27 protein-coding genes and 4 tRNA genes are annotated in these 20,395 nt (G+C 39.6%); 10 read left to right on the top strand and 21 right to left on the bottom strand.

Annotation, left to right across the window (positions count from 1 at the left end; translation table 11 throughout):
- Positions 1 to 27: 27 nt before the first annotated feature.
- Genes NH454_RS16090 through NH454_RS16075 form a run of 4 tightly spaced genes read left to right on the top strand, consistent with a single transcriptional unit; the run spans position 28 to position 3,645 of the window.
- Positions 28 to 1,800 (top strand): terminase family protein, encoded by a 1,773-nt coding sequence (locus NH454_RS16090; RefSeq protein ID WP_138558066.1) that lies wholly within the window; start codon positions 28 to 30, stop codon positions 1,798 to 1,800.
- On the top strand, positions 1,800 to 2,867 hold the full coding sequence (locus NH454_RS16085) for a phage portal protein (RefSeq protein WP_171040435.1): 1,068 nt from the start codon (positions 1,800 to 1,802) through the stop codon (positions 2,865 to 2,867). Before NH454_RS16090 ends, NH454_RS16085 begins: the two co-directional genes overlap by 1 nt.
- Entirely contained in the window at positions 2,864 to 3,190 is a 327-nt protein-coding gene (locus tag NH454_RS16080; protein WP_063527214.1) for a phage holin family protein, read from the top strand. The genes NH454_RS16085 and NH454_RS16080 overlap by 4 nt, the downstream gene beginning before the upstream one ends.
- Positions 3,190 to 3,645, top strand: coding sequence for a hypothetical protein (locus tag NH454_RS16075; RefSeq protein WP_138558067.1), 456 nt, complete (start codon positions 3,190 to 3,192; stop codon positions 3,643 to 3,645). Before NH454_RS16080 ends, NH454_RS16075 begins: the two co-directional genes overlap by 1 nt.
- Here the strand turns inward: NH454_RS16075 and NH454_RS16070 are convergent.
- Entirely contained in the window at positions 3,642 to 3,887 is a 246-nt protein-coding gene (locus tag NH454_RS16070; protein ID WP_138558091.1) for a hypothetical protein, read from the bottom strand. The two genes, NH454_RS16075 and NH454_RS16070, sit on opposite strands and share 4 nt — an antisense overlap.
- Positions 3,888 to 4,168: 281 nt before the next feature.
- On the opposite strand from NH454_RS16070, the gene NH454_RS16065 reads away from it, so the two are divergent.
- Positions 4,169 to 4,477 carry an ogr/Delta-like zinc finger family protein gene (locus NH454_RS16065; RefSeq protein WP_249930229.1) on the top strand — a complete coding sequence of 103 codons (309 nt, stop codon included), beginning with the start codon at positions 4,169 to 4,171 and terminating at the stop codon, positions 4,475 to 4,477.
- 51 nt (positions 4,478 to 4,528) lie between these two features.
- On the opposite strand, the gene NH454_RS16060 is transcribed toward NH454_RS16065, so the two are convergent.
- From NH454_RS16060 to NH454_RS16010, 11 genes are all read right to left on the bottom strand, one after another.
- Positions 4,529 to 5,242, bottom strand: coding sequence for a hypothetical protein (locus tag NH454_RS16060; protein ID WP_253039649.1), 714 nt, complete (start codon positions 5,240 to 5,242; stop codon positions 4,529 to 4,531).
- A gap of 631 nt (positions 5,243 to 5,873) precedes the next feature.
- Positions 5,874 to 6,149 (bottom strand): hypothetical protein, encoded by a 276-nt coding sequence (locus NH454_RS16055; RefSeq protein ID WP_138558069.1) that lies wholly within the window; start codon positions 6,147 to 6,149, stop codon positions 5,874 to 5,876.
- Positions 6,146 to 6,412 carry a hypothetical protein gene (locus NH454_RS16050; RefSeq protein WP_138558070.1) on the bottom strand — a complete coding sequence of 89 codons (267 nt, stop codon included), beginning with the start codon at positions 6,410 to 6,412 and terminating at the stop codon, positions 6,146 to 6,148. Before NH454_RS16050 ends, NH454_RS16055 begins: the two co-directional genes overlap by 4 nt.
- Positions 6,413 to 6,414: 2 nt before the next feature.
- Positions 6,415 to 6,675, bottom strand: a complete 261-nt coding sequence (locus NH454_RS16045) for a hypothetical protein (protein WP_138558071.1) — start codon at positions 6,673 to 6,675, stop codon at positions 6,415 to 6,417.
- Positions 6,676 to 6,688: 13 nt separating this feature from the next.
- Positions 6,689 to 9,850: a replication endonuclease gene (locus tag NH454_RS16040; RefSeq protein WP_138558072.1), complete on the bottom strand. Its 3,162-nt coding sequence runs from the start codon at positions 9,848 to 9,850 to the stop codon at positions 6,689 to 6,691.
- Between the two features lie 2 nt (positions 9,851 to 9,852).
- Positions 9,853 to 10,140, bottom strand: a complete 288-nt coding sequence (locus NH454_RS16035; protein WP_138558073.1) for a hypothetical protein — start codon at positions 10,138 to 10,140, stop codon at positions 9,853 to 9,855.
- A 29-nt stretch (positions 10,141 to 10,169) separates the two neighbouring features.
- Positions 10,170 to 10,760: an SAM-dependent methyltransferase gene (locus NH454_RS16030; protein WP_138558074.1), complete on the bottom strand. Its 591-nt coding sequence runs from the start codon at positions 10,758 to 10,760 to the stop codon at positions 10,170 to 10,172.
- A 9-nt stretch (positions 10,761 to 10,769) separates the two neighbouring features.
- Positions 10,770 to 11,198 (bottom strand): hypothetical protein, encoded by a 429-nt coding sequence (locus NH454_RS16025; protein ID WP_138558075.1) that lies wholly within the window; start codon positions 11,196 to 11,198, stop codon positions 10,770 to 10,772.
- Positions 11,199 to 11,209: 11 nt separating this feature from the next.
- The gene (locus NH454_RS16020; protein ID WP_138558076.1) at positions 11,210 to 11,449 is read right to left on the bottom strand and encodes a hypothetical protein; all 240 of its coding nucleotides are present in this window, start codon (positions 11,447 to 11,449) and stop codon (positions 11,210 to 11,212) included.
- An 11-nt stretch (positions 11,450 to 11,460) separates the two neighbouring features.
- On the bottom strand, positions 11,461 to 11,715 hold the full coding sequence (locus NH454_RS16015) for a pyocin activator PrtN family protein (protein ID WP_138558077.1): 255 nt from the start codon (positions 11,713 to 11,715) through the stop codon (positions 11,461 to 11,463).
- Complete coding sequence (locus tag NH454_RS16010; RefSeq protein ID WP_138558078.1) at positions 11,712 to 11,990, bottom strand: AlpA family phage regulatory protein; 279 nt, start codon at positions 11,988 to 11,990, stop codon at positions 11,712 to 11,714. Before NH454_RS16010 ends, NH454_RS16015 begins: the two co-directional genes overlap by 4 nt.
- Before the next feature lie 187 nt (positions 11,991 to 12,177).
- On the opposite strand from NH454_RS16010, the gene NH454_RS16005 reads away from it, so the two are divergent.
- Both NH454_RS16005 and NH454_RS16000 read left to right on the top strand, forming a co-directional pair.
- Entirely contained in the window at positions 12,178 to 12,642 is a 465-nt protein-coding gene (locus NH454_RS16005) for a helix-turn-helix transcriptional regulator (protein ID WP_212748197.1), read from the top strand.
- A 446-nt stretch (positions 12,643 to 13,088) separates the two neighbouring features.
- The gene (locus NH454_RS16000; protein ID WP_138558079.1) at positions 13,089 to 13,739 is read left to right on the top strand and encodes a DUF4760 domain-containing protein; all 651 of its coding nucleotides are present in this window, start codon (positions 13,089 to 13,091) and stop codon (positions 13,737 to 13,739) included.
- Between the two features lie 17 nt (positions 13,740 to 13,756).
- Here NH454_RS16000 and NH454_RS15995 read toward each other — a convergent pair whose 3' ends face one another.
- The 5 genes from NH454_RS15995 to NH454_RS15975 form a co-directional block, all read right to left on the bottom strand.
- A complete protein-coding gene (locus tag NH454_RS15995; protein ID WP_138558080.1) occupies positions 13,757 to 14,119 on the bottom strand; it encodes a hypothetical protein in 363 nt (120 codons plus the stop codon).
- Positions 14,119 to 14,667: a hypothetical protein gene (locus tag NH454_RS15990; RefSeq protein WP_138558081.1), complete on the bottom strand. Its 549-nt coding sequence runs from the start codon at positions 14,665 to 14,667 to the stop codon at positions 14,119 to 14,121. The genes NH454_RS15995 and NH454_RS15990 overlap by 1 nt, the downstream gene beginning before the upstream one ends.
- A 585-nt stretch (positions 14,668 to 15,252) precedes the next feature.
- Positions 15,253 to 16,305 (bottom strand): hypothetical protein, encoded by a 1,053-nt coding sequence (locus NH454_RS15985; RefSeq protein ID WP_138558082.1) that lies wholly within the window; start codon positions 16,303 to 16,305, stop codon positions 15,253 to 15,255.
- Between the two features lie 489 nt (positions 16,306 to 16,794).
- Entirely contained in the window at positions 16,795 to 17,274 is a 480-nt protein-coding gene (locus NH454_RS15980) for a hypothetical protein (RefSeq protein ID WP_135923415.1), read from the bottom strand.
- Between the two features lie 97 nt (positions 17,275 to 17,371).
- Entirely contained in the window at positions 17,372 to 17,992 is a 621-nt protein-coding gene (locus NH454_RS15975; RefSeq protein WP_135923414.1) for a MarC family protein, read from the bottom strand.
- A 94-nt stretch (positions 17,993 to 18,086) separates the two neighbouring features.
- Here NH454_RS15975 and NH454_RS15970 point away from each other — a divergent pair, with 94 nt between their 5' ends.
- From NH454_RS15970 to NH454_RS15960, 3 genes are all read left to right on the top strand, one after another.
- Complete coding sequence (locus NH454_RS15970) at positions 18,087 to 18,521, top strand: transcriptional repressor (protein ID WP_138558083.1); 435 nt, start codon at positions 18,087 to 18,089, stop codon at positions 18,519 to 18,521.
- Positions 18,522 to 18,596: 75 nt separating this feature from the next.
- Positions 18,597 to 19,064 carry a chemotaxis protein CheX gene (locus NH454_RS15965; protein ID WP_135923412.1) on the top strand — a complete coding sequence of 156 codons (468 nt, stop codon included), beginning with the start codon at positions 18,597 to 18,599 and terminating at the stop codon, positions 19,062 to 19,064.
- Complete coding sequence (locus tag NH454_RS15960; protein WP_130166180.1) at positions 19,061 to 19,486, top strand: secondary thiamine-phosphate synthase enzyme YjbQ; 426 nt, start codon at positions 19,061 to 19,063, stop codon at positions 19,484 to 19,486. Before NH454_RS15965 ends, NH454_RS15960 begins: the two co-directional genes overlap by 4 nt.
- An 86-nt stretch (positions 19,487 to 19,572) precedes the next feature.
- Here the strand turns inward: NH454_RS15960 and NH454_RS15955 are convergent.
- The 4 genes from NH454_RS15955 to NH454_RS15940 form a co-directional block, all read right to left on the bottom strand.
- Positions 19,573 to 19,648, bottom strand: a tRNA-Gly gene (locus tag NH454_RS15955).
- Between the two features lie 102 nt (positions 19,649 to 19,750).
- Positions 19,751 to 19,826: transfer RNA gene (locus NH454_RS15950), tRNA-Gly, on the bottom strand.
- Between the two features lie 95 nt (positions 19,827 to 19,921).
- A tRNA-Gly gene (locus NH454_RS15945) sits at positions 19,922 to 19,997 on the bottom strand.
- 258 nt (positions 19,998 to 20,255) lie between these two features.
- Positions 20,256 to 20,331: transfer RNA gene (locus tag NH454_RS15940), tRNA-Gly, on the bottom strand.
- Positions 20,332 to 20,395: the final 64 nt, after the last annotated feature.

Below are 20,395 nucleotides of genomic sequence, written 5' to 3'. Positions count from 1 at the left end.
GCTATGGATTAATAAACGCGGTGCATTATGAAGGCGAACTACGGACCAGAAATTCGCAAAAAAGCACAAGACTTGTATGTGGTTGAAGGCTATACGGTGGATGAAATTGCCGAGCTGGATGACATGCCTAGTGCGCGTAGTGTTCGCCGCTGGGCTGAAGCTGGTAAATGGGAAGATATGTGCCCAAGCTACAATGCTGAAATGGCATATAGTAAGCGCATTAATTTATTGGCCGACAAAGAAAACAAAACCGATGCGGATTACAAAGAGCTCGACTTTTGTACCCGTCAGCTTTGCGCACTGAATAAAAGTAAACTTGCCCCTGCACCTAAACAACGTGCCAGCAATGATGACTCACCTAGTCATCAAGGGAATGGCAGCAATAAAAAGTCGAAGAAGAAAAAGAAAAACGATTGCTCTGGCATTACCGTTGATATGCTCAACGAGCTTAAAGACAAGTTACTTTACCCACACCAAAAACATTGGTTCGACAACCAAGACTATCGTAGCCGGTTTATCTTAAAGCCGCGTCAAATTGGGGCAACGTTCTACTTTGCATTTGAAGCATTCTACGATGCCGTAGTAAACGGCCGGAACAAGATATTTATATCAGCGAGCCGCGACCAAGCCGAAGTATTTAAAGCCAATATTGTCGCGCTAGTGCGTGAACACTTTGATATTGAATTAACCGGCTCACCCATGGTGTTAAACCTTAAAGGTGGTAAAACGGTTAAGCTTATTTTCAAATCGACCAACGCACGAACGGCCCAATCGGAAAGCGGCGATTTATACATAGACGAAGTGTTTTGGATACCTAAATACAAAACATTGCGCGGCCTTGCACAAGCAATGGCAACGCATAAGCATTTGCGCATTACCTATTTTAGTACGCCATCAGTTACCAGCCATGAAGCGTATGATCATTGGAATGGTAAGTGGTATCGCAAAACCAAAGCCTGTAATGATCCTGAGTTTGAAATTGATGTAAGCCACACAGCGCTGAAAGATGGCATGTTGTGTGATGACGGTATATGGCGCCAAATGCTCACCGTGCATGATGTGGTTAATTCAGGCTTTGACCGCATTGATATTGACGTCCTTGAAAATGAATACAGCACGGACGAGTTTAATAACTTGTTTATGTGTAAGTTTATTGATGATGCACACAGCGCCTTTAACCTGAACCAAATAATGGCCTGTGTTGGCGATTCATCTAAATGGGATGACTTTAATTTAGAGTGGGAACGCCCGTTTGCCTTAAAACCGGTGGTGATTGGTTTTGACCCAGCCCGCTTTGGTGATAAAGCCAGTGTTGCCGTATTAAGCTGCCCGATGAAACCTGGTGAAAAGTTCCGCCTGCTTGAAGCAATTGATTTAAGCGGTAATGACTTTGAAGCCATGGCCGCAGAAATAAAACTGCTTACCGAAAAATACTACGTGCAACATATTGGCGTTGATACCACTGGCATTGGTTATGGCGTGTGGGAAATGATCACTAAGTTTTTCCCAAATGCTGAGCCTATTCATTACAACCCAATTATTAAAAACCAACTGGTTATTAAGGCTATTAACGTCATTAAAAATCGCCGTTTTGAGTTTGATGAAGACGCAGTAAACATTGCCAGCTCGTTTATTAATATTCGTCGTAAAGTCTCTGGCGACCAAATCACCTATGCCACAAACCGCACAGCCACCACAGGTCATGCCGATATTGCTTGGGCAATTATGCATGCTATGAAATTTGAACCATTGGACGGCAACGCCCACAGCCGCCAAACCTCTGTAGGAATTGCAGCTTAATGAGTAAACCACGATTACAAGTGAGTAACGGCCAAATGCCGAACTACAACCAACGAACAGCCGTAACCGACACTTTTAGCTTTGGTGATCCTGAGCCGTGCTTAGACAACCGGCTAACCGATTACATTGGTGTATTTAGTGACAGCAACGGCATTTATGCACCACCCATTAGCTTGCAAGGTTTAGTAAAGCTGTTACGTGTTAATGCCCAGCACGGGCCAATACTCTACTTTAAGCGCAACATGATCTTAAAGTGGTATAAACCAAACCCGCTTTTGAGCCATCAAGCACTTAGCAAGTTCGCGTTTGATTTGTTGTGGAGTGGTAACGCCTATTTGCAGATTATTCGTAATTCATTTGGGCAAATCATTAAGCTGCGACATTTGCCTGCACTAACTATGCGTTACACCACTACGCGTGGCGTGTATGCACAACTAAGTAATCGCACTCACCAACCGATTTATTTTAAACCGGGTGAAGTGATTCACGTAAAAGAGTATGACCCAGCCCAGGGGATTTATGGCATACCGCAATACTATGGCGGTATTCAGTCAGCGTTACTCAATGAAGATGCCACTTTGTTTAGACGCCGTTACTACAAGAACGGCGCACATATGGGCTTTATCTTCTCTATGGCTGATCCGAACTTAAGCGATGCCGATGAAACAGCATTAAAGAATGCCATTCGTAACAGCAAAGGCGTAGGTAATTTTAGAAGCTTGTTTTTTAATTTCCGCAGCAATAAAGCCGATGCTGAAAAGTCGATAAAGATAACGCCTGTCGGTGATATATCCACCAAAGACGAATTTGAGCGCATCAAAAAAATAACCTTAAACGACATGCTCAGCATGCACCGTGCACAAGAAGCACTTAGCGGCCAATCGTCAGGTGATAGCCCAGGCTTTGGTGATTTAGACAAGATCACCCGCGCTTATTACAACAACGAAGTTGTGCCACTTCAACAAGACGTACTGGGTATTAACAACTACTTACCCGCTGCACAGCACATTCAATTTAAAGAGCCTGAGTATTCAGACTTAAACCCGACTGTTAAGGAAAGCGCATGAGCTGGATAGATATTTCAGAGTTTATTAAACAATGGGGGCAATTACTTATGTTGAGTTTTTTAGCAGCCACTATTCAAATGTATTTAAGCAAAAAACAATTTACGTTTTTTCATTACCTAATGAGCGTACTAATTGCGATTTTTGCGGCCTACTTAGCCGCGATGTTTTGTGAATGGCGTGGTTTTGATGAAAGTTTAAAAACGGGTGTCATTGGTGTAACGGCCTACGCCGCCCCGCACTTATTAGAAGGGCTCGACAAAGTGATCAAGTCATTCAGTAAAGACCCAAAAGCGTTTATTAAATTAATTAGGGGGATAAAATAATGGGCTGGTTTAAAACACTCATTTCATTTATTACGGACCCAATTGCCGACTTAACCGGCGGCTACGTAGAGCGTAAACGTATTGCAGCTGAAATGGCCGCAGATGTAGCGCGGGCTGAAAACAATTTTAAAATAGCCCAGTTTGAAGCAAAGGCAAAGCGCTGTATGCAAGCAGAACAAAACGACGCTGACTATGACCTGATTGTGCTGAAGAACCGCGACAAAACCATAATGGATGAAGTGATTATTTTATTCTTTTTGGGGTTGTTCATCTGTCACTTTATACCTGCAATGCAGCCGTATATGGCTGAAGGCTGGAAAGCGATGGGCTATAAAGGTGCGCCCTGGTACTTTGAGTTTGTGATTGTGGGGATTGCCGTTTCAACGCTTGGGTTAATGCGGTTGTTTAGGGCATTTTGGCGAAGCAGAGACAATAAGAAAAGCGCTAGTGACTAGCGCTTTTGCCAATCAAGCTCTTTTATTTTCTCAACCTTTCCGGCAACAACCTCAAGCCTTTTAAGTGCCCTTGTTAAATTTGGTCCGGGTACACCATTAAGTGTTGCTGCATTGGTCTTGCCAATGCCACGTACTAGGTAATCACTGAGTGCCGCTTTTATATCCTCGCTGGTACTTTTACCAAACGATAAAAGTGCATCTAATCGCTCTTGGCTTTGCGAGCCTTTATGTAGATATTTCATCATTTATTTATCACTTAACTGATAATTTATTAATGATATTTCAATATTGGGTAAATCGCCACCTTTTTGATCTTTTCATTGTCACTTTATGTCAAACATTGTCACACTTTTGACATTAAGATCCTTTTCAAACTTTTTTTAGATCCTTTTACCACAAGGGTTAGCTTAAAATGCCATGTCACTGGGGTTGTCAATTTGACGCATTTTTTGCACGAAAGCGGAAGGCGAGGAGGAGTGAATTTTTCGGCCTTTGAGTTCACTGCTAGCAGTGGGATGGTTATTTGTCAGACAAACGAACACTGTATATAATCACAGCTATTGTTTTGTTAATTTATACTGGTGTGGCTATGCGGGTAACGTGTCCGAACTGTGGAAGTAAAGCGACTATTTCATCAAGAGAAAACCAATCAACCCATGTAGCTGATCTCTATATATCATGTACAGACGTTAAAAACTGTGGGGCAACGTTTGTTAGTACATTAGCATTTAAGCATTACCTAAACCCACCACGCCAAACAACGGCAGAACTTGCCGCTTCTTTACTTAAAAACTTACCTCGTGAACAACAATTAGAATTAATGGGTTTATAAAAAAGCCAGCGAGTTAAGCTGGCTCTTTATAAATGTACTGTTATTCCAATATTAATTTAATGACATAGATGCAAGTTCTTTATATACACGGCTTGATATGGAAATGAGATATTCTCTTACATCTTCAAATATTTGTGATATGTATTTTTCGTCAACTAACAAAAAATCTTTATCCAGTATTCCTAACCCATCAGTGTTTAGGGCCGTGTTCCTAGTCGTTTTCTTTGGTTTTTCTGTTTGTTCTTCTCTCAATTTGGATAAGTCACCTGAGCAATGAATTATGCAATGTCTAAGTTTTTGCAATGTGGTTATTTTTCCCCATATATGGGAAGGCATATCAACTTTTACTTTTGTAACTTTGCCTATGTAACTCACACTGCGAGTTAACCCATCAGATTTTAAGTCCTTATACGAAATAGGTAAATTAAGTCTTTCCTCAATTTCGAAACATAACTTATCAAAGCTAGTTTCTACATAAGCATACGTTGCAAGTATCATAGAATACCTATGAAGCCTTAAGTGAGTTTCTTCTAATTCCCTGAGGTAAATCCAATAATCTGAACAATAGGGCTCGCCATCTTGGTTTTCACCAATCAGTGCCTCTTCCTTCAAAGCTTCTATTTCATATTCATTTTTTTCTTCGTTATATAAATTTTCAATTTTGGAATGATGTTCTTTTAATAAATTAACCTTTAAATTTATATAATGCTCGCTCAGTGGACCTTTCTCTGGAATTGGGCTTAAACTACTAGGAACGAATTTCATCTTTTACTCCTTTGATAATCAATTCCAATTATACTCCACTGCCACCTTTTGCACCTAAATAGCTTTCATGTTCTGATTGATTCATCATTTGTCTTTCCAGCAGCTGGCATAGCTGCATTTATCTAGTGTGGCCAATACAGTTAAATTTAACTATGTTTGCCGTCGACTATAACCAGGCTTAACTATGGCACCATGTATAAAATGATATCTGGTACCACATAGTTAAATTTGTCTGTACTCGAGCGATAGTACTTCATAGCTAAAAATGGCTGTGCTGCAGTTAATCGTATTTTTTCATTGGCTTGCTTTTATCTCTCGGCCTTTGCCATATTTCTGTTTTCCAAATTGGTTTTAAATTCAATATTGGATAAAACACAGCTCTTAAAATTACTAAAAAACAAACGACCATGGCCTGAAGTAAATTTAGAAAAATAGTTAAAATTAATGTTGCTGGAAAATACAAAGTACTTAGTGTACGTCGCATAAAATTATTTTTAATAAATCCTATGAATGCAGGCCTTACAGAGTATGTACCCTGCTCATTTTTGTAGATTACGAACATTCTTATCACCTTGTTTTTTTGGTTTAACAACTGAGTGATATACCCAGTTGCGGCGTTTAACGGTTGGTTTCATGCTTGCGCCCCTGCCAACATGCTTGGGCGTTTAAATAACAGCGCCGTGTTTTGCAATTTATCAATAGTCATTGTTCGACCATCGATGGCGGTAACTTTTACCCGCTTAATTGGGCTTTGCTCTATCACCACTTTGTAACGTGGGTCGGCGCATATGTTTTTAATGCAACGGGCACCGTGTTTTGCTGAGCAACCAAACTCACGCCCTAGTAATAGGTCGTTGTAAAATAGCCCTGTTTCTAGCATTTTCTCAGCTGCTGCATGAGTATTCATAAAGTCACCTGCTCTTTTGGTTCTGGTCTGTTGCATACATCAAATACGATGGCATTAGGTTCTTGCTCATAGCCGTTACAAATCTCGGTAGCAAATACGCTGTTATTGGTTTTACCGCACTTTCCGTATTGGGTTTTAGGCATTGGTTTGTTAAATGGTTTTTCGAAAGGACTGTATTCATCCTTGGCAAACCCCTTTGGACAAAATTTCTTGCAGCTGATACATGCTTTAGGCATTTCTACTTTCGAAATTTGAATAGTCATATTCATTCCGCCTTCTTGAATCTTTCGACTAAATACAGATCGCCATGGGCACGACCACCAACAGGTAATTGCCAACTCCAATGGCCTACAGGTTTGGCACCACGTTTAAGAACTAACCCCCTCTTTTTTGCAGTTGTTCTTGTCATCACCGGCACGGGCACAAAATCAATTTCACTATCACTGATATGAAATGGCCGTCCCTCAAGCATGCATTGAGAAATATGTATTGATTTTTCTAAGTGTCTTTTTAACTTTTGGTTCATAATTCACGTTCTCCTACGCCATTAAATCTAATGCCCACCAGTCATTGTCACTGACGGCTGTTGCTTCACCTGCTAGAACAAGCCTAGCTAAATCAAGATCACCAATTATGTCTGCATGACCTTTTTTAAACTGGGTATCTGATGGCATGGCTCTGCCATCTAATTTTGCGTATGAGTTCGCTAAGTCGTAGAGCTCACGCGCATATTGATAATGCTTTTCGGTTGGGGTTGTGTTGCCAGCTGGGCGCTGCTTATTAAGATCTAGTTTTTCAAAGCTATGCAGCTCATGCCCTTGCATGTAGTAAACACGGTTACCAATAACCACATTGCCACCGTTCTTAAGCTGCTTTACATGCTCTGGTGCAAAGTCATATAGGCTGGCTTTTGAAAGTTCAGAGTGTTGATCGCCTGCTAGTTTCTGCTGTTTTTGCATTTCAGTAAGCGCGATTGAGTCAACCGCTTGCTTGCGGTGTTCAATTAACTGCTTTTCTTCATCTAATATGAGTAAATTACCGTTTCTAATTAGGTAAATTTGGCCGTTCCGCCTGATCCTTTTACCTGCTAACAGATCCTTTTTAACCTTTTCGATCTGTTTTTTGGTAAACCCGATCATATCTAGCAATAACTCGTCTCTATCGCCCACGGTGCATGGCGTACAGTTATTCCCACTAGACCAAGATAGGTCGGCGGAGCCGACGTTGTTAGCATCCTGCACGCCATTTACAGCGGTGTTGTCGTTAGCTGCGGCAGTACCAATAATTTGTTTTTGCCAGGTGTGAACACGGGTAATCAAAGTGCATGGTTCGTGTAGGTCTTCAATGCCTTTAATGCGCTTAACGCATTCAGCATATTGATTGCCGTACTCGGTATATTCATAAACAGGTTTGAAACGTGCATTGCGGCCAATGCCAAAGCCACCCATTAAGGTAACAAAGGTTTTAAAATCGCCTTGGTCGGCCGCTTTGCGGACTTGCTCTAGTTCTTCATTACCTTGTATTTCTTCACGCACTCGGCGAAGCTCACGCCAAATAGTAATGGCAGGCGACTTTTGAAATTGGAATTGGCGAATACCCCATGTACTGGCCCATGCTTTAACCGGGTTAACAAGTGCTGATTGGGTAAACTTCTCCCCTGTTTCTGCATCGTATTCATTGGCTAGTCCAAAGCCGTCAATATTCTTACTGACGTACTTAGCAATATATGCAGCTGCGCCACCTATGCGTTTACCATCTTTACCAATTTTTGCAGGCTCCATTTTCATGGCGGTATAACGCGGGCTACTTGGGAAATAGTTTTTAACCGGTGCTTTGGTGTAAATGCCTTTTGATTTATTTAGGCCCCAAATTTTACGGTTATGCTTGTACTTCCTTCGGTAATGCTTGCGGTTTTTAAAGCGCTGAAAAAATACCTCACGATCATCGCGGGTAAAATATCGGCGTAAAAGGTGGTTAACTTTGTCGTAATACCTGGCGGGCATCCATAAAAGCATATGCCAATGGGTGCAACCATCTGCATGGGGCTCAGCTACACGAACACCAAAATACGGTATTTCTAGACGGTCTAATTTAGCCCTTGCTTGTGAATACAGCTTGTTTAAATAATTGCTTGCATCCTTTGGTGTTGAACCGTCCCACTTTGGCGAGTTCGCATGAAAACGACTAGGTGCAGTAATATTGTAAAAACCGCCTACATAGCCCATTTCGTCGGCCAGTTCTTCGGTTTCACGTATGCGAAGCATTAACTCATTACGCATATTCTCAGGGTTAGCAATACCTGCCTCAACCGCTTTCATTAACGAAATAACATCGTTTTGTTCGTTAACTAACTCAAGGCTTTCAAGGTATCGTTTGCCACGTTCGCGATCGGCTTTATATTCATTAAGCGCTTGGTATGAGCAATAAGCATTAATACCTTTTCGTACTGCTTTAGTGCCTTTCTTTTTGTCGTACTTTGCAAATAGGTCTTTGCCTACTTCACCTGTTGCTATTTCTAAATGCTCTAGGTAACGGCGGCGTATATTCTTTAATTTACGTCCCCACCATTTGTAACATTGCGCTTTTAACAAACTTACTTCTGCGTCTGGCTCTGTTAAGTAAATACCTTTTTCAGCAGCAAAAAGAGTCACGCCAAAATTTTCAGCGTACTGGCTGATCACATCAAACTTATCTAACGCACCCCAGCTTGGGTTTTCAATGCGTAAGTCGTTCAGTATATCGGTGACTTCGCGGGCCAGTACTTCAGCATGTTTTTTGGTTTTATCTACATTCGCTAAAATATGCCAAGGTAAAGGCATACTGTCGGTGATCTGTTTAAGAATGGTAAGGCGCGGCTTAAGCGTTTTAATAGTGCGTAATAGCCACTGGTTAGCATTGCGATGATCACGAATGCTATCGAATATATTCGTATTTGTTGGCTTTTTAGTTGTACCGTCAAATTGATATAACTCAGCTGATTGCAAAGCAATTCTATCGGTGTATTGCTCTGTGGTTTCATTGCACTTTTGTTTGTAGCGTTTAATGCTTGGTTCGTACTTATCAATAAAGCGTTTAGCAACTCGCATTTGTAATGGCTTTGGTACTTTGCTTAAGCACTTATATACAAATTCTTTTTCTGCAGTATCGTCAATTGCATCTATGATCGAGCGCACAGAACTTGTTACTTCACCACCTACCAATTTTTGTAAAAATGCAGTTTCATCACTAGATGGTTGTAACTTCTTTTGTGCGAATACTTCGCGCTGCTTTTCTGTAAAGCTAAGTGTTTCAGCTGTTCTACGCACAAAGCTAGCTTGAATACTCGCTTTGCGATTAGAGCTAATAAGGTCACGCACAATATAATTATGGTGATTGTTGTTATGCACTTTCTTAAGTGCTGACTTGGCAGGTTTGCTTAATTTAAAAAAGCTTACATCGATGCGATATTCTGCATTTTTAAGCACATCATAAAACCAAGCGTTTGCTTCATCGCTTGGGTTTATGGGCTCGTCTTTGTACCAAACATCATTATGCTGCTGTACTTTAGCCAAGTATTGCTTAGCCATTTTGTACTGCATGTAAGGGGTAAAACGGCTTAGGCCGCTTAGTAAGTTTTCTTTATGCTCAACGTTATCAACGGTTTCAACCATTGTTGAAACCGCTGTAATAACGTCGAAGCTTAAAGTAGGCCATAAGCTCATTGTTAATTAAGCTCGATTTCAATTAGGTCAAAATCGGCACCACACTGTACTGCGTCGAGCGTTTCGCTTAGGCGGTCGTAAAAGGGGGCGTATTCAATGTGGTCATTTGCAATTAATTGCACTACTGGCATTAGGTCAGTAAGGCAGTTTTCACACTCCATAAGCATGGCAACCGTTGGACGCTTAGCTAAATTTTTAATAGTGAAATTGGCTTGGTCTAAAACGTGTTCAACAATGTTTTTGAGTAAAAGCTGATTTTTAGATAGATCTTGGTCTTTGATAGAGGTCATTTTATTAGTCCTTTAGGTTGTGGATTTGATTAAATTACGAATATTTCTGCTGCGGCTGGATAGCCTTTGCAAAATACAAAGTGGGCGTATTCTGTAGAGTCTGTTTGACTTGGTTTTTCTGGGTTAAAACCCGGGCGTTTACTGTGAACATATACCGCCGCGAGCGGCAAACGTTGCCACATTGGTTTACGCTTTTGGCTACCTAGCCAATTTAAACGTTGCAGCATAATTACTAAGCCGTGGTCTTCAACCATATCAAGCGCTTTTTCTGTAAATTCTTGCGCTAAATTAAACGGCGGATTAGTAATGATCATGTCGAACGTTGGCAACAATGCAGTTGGCGTTGTTAAAAAATCACGGCCTTTAATCTCTGCGCGTGAATCATTTCGAATATCCCAACTTTCAACCAAAAAACCCTCTTTCTCTAATACAGTTGGGTAGCTCATTTCATACTTGTCACAGCCACCTGCACTTGGGTCAAGTACTCTTGGGTATTCATCTGGTGAACAAACCAAAATGTTATTTTCAGCGAAGGCCGCTAAAAAATCTTCAATTAGCCAATGTGGTGTTACATAGTAATCATCAGCATTGCGCACAGTTCCGCGATTAGTTGAGCTCATGATCAATCCTTAATGTGTTTGAGTGTTAGTTTGTTGCTCTGCAACCAAGTGCGGAACTACTTCAAACTTAGGCTGAGTGCGTTCAAACTTCTCAGGCATAAGAACGTTCGCATCAGTAAACGCAGCTAGTAACCCTTGCAATTGAACAAGCGCTCTGTGTACGGCTTTTCGTTCTTGAACATCAAACTTGTAGAAGCTCATATTTAAACAATGTGGTTTTAAGCCAGCTGAAAAGCAGACAATTGCACGCTGCTGCTTTGTTAAAACGGCATCAAAAATATAACCTGGTGTACGCTTTGTATTGCTTCTAAGCGCTCTAATTTCCGCTAACCCTTTAGGTATTTTCTTACCTTCAACAGCTTTAAGCTGTGTCGTATTCGTTTTGCTTTCAGTTTCGGTAGTGCGATTGTCTAAGATTTGCTGTACAGGGGTTGCCATGATCATTGCTCCTAGTTACTTTTCGCTAATGAGTAGTTAGCTACTGCTTTGAATGTATGAGTGAATGCTTCATTGCTAAAGTCATGACCCATATTGCTTTTTCTGTGCGACTTTAATTTTTTAATGAAGCTAGCTAGGGTATTAAAATCATTTACTGATTCAGCTAATAGTTCATCAATCTTCTCTTCTAATATTGATTGCTTTTTCTTCTGTAATGTTGACAGTTCGAATATGCTCAATTCAGTATTCAATCCAATTACCCCTAGTTATTTACGCTTCGCCACTCGGCGCGGCCTTTTTCGTATTGTGTTTGTAAGTATTCGCCCAGATCAGTGACATTCACCATGGTTGGTGCACGCTCTGAATCGCGAACTTTAAACGTAGGAAAGGGCAATGTGCCTGCCTTTGCTTTTTGCTCAGCCGTTTTAGGTAATAAGCCTAAATACTCTTGGCATACCTCTTTAAGTGGTACAGCTGGCTTTTGAAAGCAGGCTAAAAGTGCAAAGGTCATGTTCATGCAGCGGCACCTTCCGCTTGTGCTTTTAACTTCTTACCAAATTGATTGTGGAAATGCTCAGGCGTCATTGATCGCCAAATGTTTATGTCAGTTGCAAGCCAAAAAACTCGACCACTAATTCTATGGCACGGTGGAAACTTATTTGCTTCCATTAGCTTGTAGATCATAGGTCTTGAAATACAGCAAAACTCAACAACGTCTTTCACCTTCAAAAACTTTTCATCTTCTTTGATAGGTTCGCCTTGGATTGTGACGCGATAATTTTTAGTATCCATTCTTCGTTCCTCTAAGTATTTAATAGCAATTTGCACAGTTCCATTTTTTGTGCTTTTTGTGCTAACCTAGTTAGTTAAAAGGACTTTTTGCTATTAAAACAACCAAAAGGGACACAGCAAAAACCCAAAACAAATAAAAAGTGCCGCATATGACACTAATGACAACTTTAGATCACAAAGAGGAACCATGTCAACATCACTTGGCGATAAAATAAAATTAATTCGTGGTACGACTGGCTTAAATCAAATTCAATTTTCTGAGTTAGTCGGTATTGGTATTAGCTCGTTTAAAAAATACGAGTCAGGTAATCGTGATGTTGGAGCGCAGTCTTTACTTGCTATCGCCAATCACCCACAGTTTAAAAAATATGCACTTTGGCTAGTAACTGGTGATACAAACCCAGCAGCAGGCCAATATGCCCCTGGTGACATAACTCCTGAAAGTAGCTCTTTATCTGAAGAAGAATTCGAAGAACAATTTATTGATGTTGCGGTAGGTTCTTTAATGATGTTCTGCCACTTAGACTGGTTTAAACCAAATAAAGACAAGAACGTAGACTTTAACGACTGCGGTAAGATACTACTTAAAGATTTACGCCCTGTGATCGAAGCAAGGGCCAATAACTCATCAAGCACACAAAAAATGGCTTAATAAAGCCATTTTTGTTAGTACAGATATTTTTTCTCATTGATTAACTGTTTTACTAACCAATAGCTCATTTTTACCTGTAACTAACGATTTTTCTGTCTAATAACCCTTTTTTCACCTTAATAAACGAATTTTATCTTTTTATATAACAAAATATCATATGAGCCGTATTTATTGCGATTCAAGGCAATTCAAGGCAATTCAAAGCGATTCAAAGTAACTGCTTTATTGTAAGTACCCACCCCGTCAGTTATTATTAATTTTAGTAGTAAAGTGCTTTTACAAAATAACTTTACATAAATTAGAAAAATCTCATGTAACGTCAAACCACGCCAAAGGTGAATATCATGAATGTTTATCGCGAAGAAGATTGGCCTATTTAGCCATACCGATTTATTAAACTAAAAGAGCCTTTATGGCTCTTTTTTGCTTTAGAGGGATTCTAAACTTTGAACAAGCGCAATCTAATAAAAAAAATATTTACAGTCTGGTTTGCAATTATCCCTGCTGTTGGAGTCTATTTAATCGCTAAGCTTGATGCTTCGTTATATGCAAGCGGCGCTGTTTTACTTTCTGCCGTATTAGGTGTGTCAGCGGCACTAGCAGGTATGTTTTATCAAAGACAAACAGCAAAAGAAAAGAATACTCTCGACTTTCAGCAAAAGCTTAAAGATGACAAAGATTACCTGAAGCATACAATTGTATTGAGCCAGATAATACACAGTCTAGAAAGAAACAAAATTCTATTAGAACTTTCTAAACCAGAAAATTCAAACGATCCAAGGGGTGTTTCTGTACGCTATGTTTTAAATACGTGGGAACAAGCAGCCAACGCAATTAAGCATAAGCTTTATGATGAAGCTTTCTTGTATTCTTCCCACAAATCATCAGTAATAGATCTTAGCTTGTATTTACGAACCTTTATTAGGGAGCGCCAAAAGAAAAATGTTTCTCTTTATTCTGACTTCAGCTTACTCGCACTCAAGTGGACGATAAAAAGAGATAGTTTTGAATCCCAACAAACAAAAAGAGAGTTGAAACGTATCTTTAAGCAGCTAGATAAAGTTAAATCTGGGAAAATTAGCGCTCTGCAAAAATAAACCCGCAAGAGCGGGTTTTATTTTATCACTTTTAAAAATGGGTGTGGTGGTTCAGGTTTAGTTTGAGGTTCTATTGTAAGCTCAACTGGGGCTTGCAGGTTCTTTACTCGATAGCTTATTGCCTGTGCGTTGATTGCCTTTAACTTATCGTATGCATCAATTTCTCGGTTGTTTTGTAAAGCCTCACCTAAGTCCATCACAATGTTATGTGCTATGCCTTTTTCGTCTTCACTTTGTACTGAATCACTGATCACTTTAGTGATTATTAATTGTTTAAATGTAAGCTCAAAACTGGTAGTAGCATGGCCTCTTACTATTACATAGCCCGCAATAGTTAACATAACTGCAAGGCTTATCGCCATGACGAATAATAATGGCATTAGGCTACCTCTTTACTACTTTGGAAAAACTGTTTAACAGGAAACGATGCAACAACCGCAAGTGATAAAACATTTAAAACAACAACTGTGGTGCTATAAAACGGTGACAACATACTGTTATCAAGCATGCCACGCATTATAAATTGCAGCATTTGTAACATTGCTTGCAGTATTGATAAATAGATACATAAACGAGCTGTTAGCGAAAATGTGCAACCACGCATAACATGCAATAAAAACAAAGTAACAGCAAAGGCCATTGAGCAGGTAAACATGGTGAAATAAAAAAACTGACGTAACATCATTTTTTCCATTTCCAACGCTATTATATGTTGCGCTAAAGCTGAGCTTACAAAATGAAATACCATAACTGCCAGAGCAGCAATAAAACATGAGTGCAGTGTATGATCGCTTTGCGAATTTAAATTCTTTTTACCGCCAAAAAACAGTGCAAACTTGTGTTTGCTAAAAGTTACAACCAGAAAAAGTACGGTGAGTACTTCTAAAGACTTTATAATCCAGCCTGTTGCGGTAAAAAAATTGAGCATGTGCATTCCTTGGTGATAATTAACCAGCCTTTTAGGCTGGTTAGGTTAAACTATGATTTTTAGTTACTTTTCTTTCGGTGGCTCAACACCATCACCGCCGCCGCCATTACCACCGTCCAATTTGGTTAAAACTTTCAATGCATATAAATTACTCATAACTCGTTCCTTTTCTGGTTAATTAAACATCACTTCTTGATGTAAATTTAATTGTAATGATTAAATTTATAATAGCAACCAAAAACACTGTTTATACGTACAGCTAAATCATCCTAACAGATTGACATATAACAATTTAATAGTGCGCAGTTTGCGCACTTTTTTTCCTTATTAAGGTCGGTTTTTTATTCATTAATATTAGGTTTTATCCACTAACTACAATACCGGCAATAACTTACAACAAACGTAAAAACGCGCAATTCGCTCGTTTTATTTCTTCCTAACACAGTCTTTATTTCGGTAAAAATCAGGTAAAAAATGACGCAAAAAAAATTAAAAAAGTTTTAAAAAATTTACTCTGTAGGCTTTTTGGGGATTAAGTTAATAAAAAACCCGCTATTGCGGGTTCCATTGAAAGTTGATTTCATGTCATTCTAACCATTCCATCATTATCATTAATGTAACGACTGACTCACTTAGTTTAGGGTTTACACCTGTTTTAGATGGACTTCCATCTAATGCGTTATCCATTTCTATAACCAACATTTCCGCATAGGGTTTGATATCTTTAACCGAGTTTATTTTGTTTTTAATATTTTCATTAAGTGAGTCATCCAACCAAAATTTAGATATGACATTTGCACACATTGATAATTTTTCTTCACTTGTAGCTTCATGCCATTCGGATGCGTTTTGATTTACCAAATCACTTGCACTCTTAACATACCAGTCAGGTGCTTTTTTCTTACTTTTCTTACTCTCTCTATACTCATCAACTTGTTTCTTTAGATTTTGATATTCAGGCTCAAACTTAGCTCTTATCTTCGGTATTTCTGAATATGCACCTTGGTTTAAGCTATTAATTACATGAACAAGGCTTAGCTTAAAGTTCCTGCATGCTAACGCCTCATCATAATAATCGCTATTCAAGTTCCCTGTACTTTTAACTAGCGCATCAAAGTCACCACAAATTTTATCGAGCTGTTCATCATAATTATTTTTAACATCATAAAACTGACGCTTATGCCTTTCTTCAAAAGGCCCTATAAACCAATTCTCTAGTTCGTCGACTTTCCACATTAATTGCGCAATTAGATCTATACCACTGGGAGTATTATTTTGCTTGGCTTTTACTTCATCCTCTTGTATTGATTTTCCTTCTTCAGGTTCTTCAACCACCTTAGCCGTTTCATTTGTTTTGTTTTCACTTTTTGGCTGTGGACTTACGAAAACAGCAGCTATAACAAAAAGCACTCCCCCTGCAATTATCGCCTTTCCTTGCGTCAGTTCGTTGTGACTTTTACCACGATTAACCGCTTCCTTTACCATTCGCTTATTCATTTTAGATAATAGTGGCGGTATACAAAATACAGCCGCAAGCAACAAGATCAACCCAGCTATAATGTCGCCACTAATAAGCAAAGCAAACCCAGCAAACACTAAATTTACCCCAATGAACCAACCCAATATTTTAAATACCATACCTATTCCTTTTATTTTCCATAACTTTGTAAACACTTAAGTTAAGTTAGCATTCACCTTTTAACAAGCTGAACATTTATACAGGCACAAAAAAACCCGCTTAAAGCAGGTCTATTTATTTGAGGGTGACTGGGAACCCTCAATTATTAGCGGTGCCCCTATAGTCACCCTAGTATCATTTAAAGCCCTTGTTTTATTGGTTATCTGTCCAATCTAACATGGGCGCCACGGAAAAACGGCGGTTTAATGTCGTTGTGCTCATAACATGGCCCCTATAAAGATCAATACGTTTACTTGCAACTTGATTACCTAAATACGATTAACGCTCAGTACAGCGATGACGCAATTTTAAGAGATGCATCATGCCCTGACAAAATTTTCGATATTATATCACTAATGCTCAATCGCAACATGACATAATCAAAGATGGGGAAGAAAAGAATAAAAGAAGTGGACTACACACTCACTTCTTACAAAATGGTGGATAAGTTAACTTTTAACTTCATTAAGGAGGTGTTCTAAGTTTTTACCTGTAAGTTCAAATATGGTGATTTCTAACTCTTTATAATCTTCGTTCTTAAGGTTAACTAGTTTGGCACCCACTGCAATACGCGCTACTTTTTCAACAGGGTCGATTTCAACAATTTCAATTGATGCATGAGTATCATGATCTTTTGACTGCACATAGTATTCACTAAAAAATGTACCATCAGCGCGAACATTCGGGTTGCTGTCAGACACTGATTGTAAAAGTGTACCTTTCTTTAAATCACTTTTACGAAGTGAAAAGCTGTACTCAGCAACATTTGCATGACCAATGATCACTGTTACTGCGCTTTCACCATTAATTTTAAAATCATGATCAGTTACTTCAATAACTTTTAACTTACCACTGTCATAGGTTGGCTCCATGCAAGCACCTAAACTAAAAATCAGAAAAACTGATAAAACAACATTTTTGAGTAGCATTCTCTATTCCTTAAATTTTTATTGCCTACTTCTTAACTTAGATAAAAGAAGACAAATATTCAAAGTTTAAATTACTGAAAATGCACTTTAATTCATCTTATCCAACGACACTCAAACCAAAGTAGTGAGCTATGCCGCCAAGAATATTTGTCACAGCCACTGAAGATAAAATTAGTCCCATCACTCGGCTGATTATACTGGCACCACTATCACCAATTAATTTGTGAACTTGAGTAGCCAATAAAAGTAACACTAAGACGATAATGAGCACCGATAACATTATCGCAGAGGTAACTAGTTGCTCTAACCATGTATATTCATTATTGCGCGTCATCAACACTGCACCGAGCATTGCCCCCGGGCTTGCAATTGATGGAATTGCCAGCGGAAAGATAGCCGTTTCGGTACTATCACGGACACTTTTAATTTCGCTTTCAGGCTTACTCTCGCCAAAGATCATAGACAGCGCAAAAAGTAATAGAACAATGCCGCCAGCAATCTGAAATGCCGATAAAGGAATTTTAATTGCGTTTAACAGCAACTCCCCAGCAATAACAAAGAAAAGTAAAACTAATGCCGACACTCCTACCGCTTTAAGTGCAACTTTGCGTTTAAACTTGGCATCATCCCAGCGGGTTACAGCAATAAAGACAGGCACCGTACCGATTGGATCAATCACAGCAAAAAAGAAAATGAACGCGGCGAGCAACTCAGTCATTAACAAACTTCCTTGAAAACGAGATAGCGAATAAAAACACTGCAACTACAATACAGTATGTTAGTATATCACGGTAGCGTAAGGATAAGAGAAGATGAATATAGAATCACTCGTTAGTAAAGCAAAACAAGTCTGCGACAATCGTGGTGCACGTTTCACGCCTATCCGTGAAAAAGTATTTCGCCTTTTAGCTAGTGCGCAAGGTGGTGTAGGTGCTTATGACTTATTAGAACAACTTAAATTAACTGAGTCTGGTGCAAAACCTGCCACTATTTATCGCGCGTTAGATTTTTTGTCTGAACTTGGCTTTATTCATAAAATCGAAAGTACTAACTCTTTTATGTTGTGCCATCATTTCGATCATATTCACCCTGTACAACTATTAATTTGCGACAGCTGTGGTTTTGTTAAAGAGTTACATTCAACAGTGATTTCTCACGAACTGAATAATCTCGCCGCAGAAAGTGGATTTATTGTCTCTGGACAAACTATCGAAGCACATGGAAAGTGTGAAAATTGCAAAGATTAAGTGCACTGTTCTGAACAGCCACTACACTTAAGTTATAATTGCAGCTTGGCTGCGTAACCTGAGGGAAATTAAATAATGAATGTGGAGTTCATCAACCCATTTTTATCATCATTATTAAATGTATTGAGCACCATGGCTCAAACAGAATTGAAACCGGGTAAACCTAGTTTAAAAAAAGATGAAGTAGCCCGTGGTGATGTTTCCGGTTTAATAGGTATGGTTGGACCACAAACAAAAGGCTCACTTTCAATCTCATTTGATGAAAGCCTAGCATTAACCATTATGGAAAGAATGCTCGGAGAACGACCAGAAACTATCGATGAAGAAGTTACCGATATGGTCGGTGAAATCACTAACATGGTGACAGGTGGTGCTAAAAACTTACTTGGCGAAAAAGGCTATGAGTTTGATATGGCAACGCCAGTTGTAGTGTCTGGCAAAGGACATACAATTGCTCACAAATGCGAAGGTGCCAAGGTGTTAATTCCATTCACGTCAGCTGACGGTAACGCCAATATCGAAGTAAGCTTTGATAAACTATGAGTTGGCAGCAAAAAACAATTCAATTAAAGCCTCGCTCGCGAGGCTTTCACATTATTGATGACGAAATACTTCGTCAACTCCCCGAAATAACACAGTACAAAGTCGGTTTATTACACCTTTTCATTCAGCACACTTCTGCAAGCTTAACCATTAACGAAAATGCAGATCCGACTGTGCGAATGGATATGGAAAGTCACTTCAATCACTTTGTGCCAGAACGACAAAGTTATTATCGTCATGATTATGAAGGTGATGACGATATGCCAGCCCATATAAAAAGCAGTACATTAGGTGCTGAACTCACCATACCAATTAATCAAGGCCGCTTAATGCTAGGCACATGGCAAGGTATTTATTTAGGTGAACACCGAGACCATGGTGGTGCTAGACGGATTGTCGCGACGATTCAAGGTCAGATCTAGAAACTAGCTATAGACAAAGTTTGGTTTTAACAGCTTTATTTAAGAAAGATTTTATTTAAGAAAGTATTTTGGGATTTTTTAGAGATTGGAGCGGCACACGAGGCTCGAACTCGTGACCTCAACCTTGGCAAGGTTGCGCTCTACCAACTGAGCTAGTGCCGCTTTAAATAGTTTCTAGTTACAAGATTCAAGTTACAAGTTTGAATATCTTGGAGCTTTCAACTTTCCCCTTGAAACTTATATCAATTTCTTTTGGTGAGAAATTGGAGCGGCACACGAGGCTCGAACTCGTGACCTCAACCTTGGCAAGGTTGCGCTCTACCAACTGAGCTAGTGCCGCATCAAATAGTTTCTAGTTACAAGATTCAAGTTTGAATAGCTTGGAGCTTTCAACTTTCCCCTTGAAACTTAAGCCAATTTCTTTTGGTGAGAAATTGGAGCGGCACACGAGGCTCGAACTCGTGACCTCAACCTTGGCAAGGTTGCGCTCTACCAACTGAGCTAGTGCCGCTTTATAAGTAGTCAGTAATTTGTCCGTTGGTGCACAACCTTGAAGGTTGCGGTAAAACGTTCTGGCAACTGAGCTAGTGCCGCATTCAAAAATTGTCAGTAATTTGTCCGTTGGTGCACAACCTTGAAGGTTGCGGTAAACGTTCTGGCAACTGAGCTAGTGCCGCATAAATAAGTTGTAAGCTGCAAGTTTCTAGCTTCAAGCTAATGCTTTCAACTTTCCCCTTGAAACTTAAGCCAATTTCTTTTGGTGAGAAATTGGAGCGGCACACGAGGCTCGAACTCGTGACCTCAACCTTGGCAAGGTTGCGCTCTACCAACTGAGCTAGTGCCGCATTCAATTACTTAGAGACATACCAACCCCGCGGGGTTAACGTCTTAAGCGGGGCAGGATTCTAC

Source organism: Pseudoalteromonas sp. Ps84H-4 (genome assembly GCF_024124645.1).
Classification (GTDB): Bacteria; Pseudomonadota; Gammaproteobacteria; order Enterobacterales; family Alteromonadaceae; genus Pseudoalteromonas; species Pseudoalteromonas lipolytica_C.
Note: the sequence above shows the minus strand (reverse complement) of the source record. Positions and strands in the feature narration are given on the sequence as shown.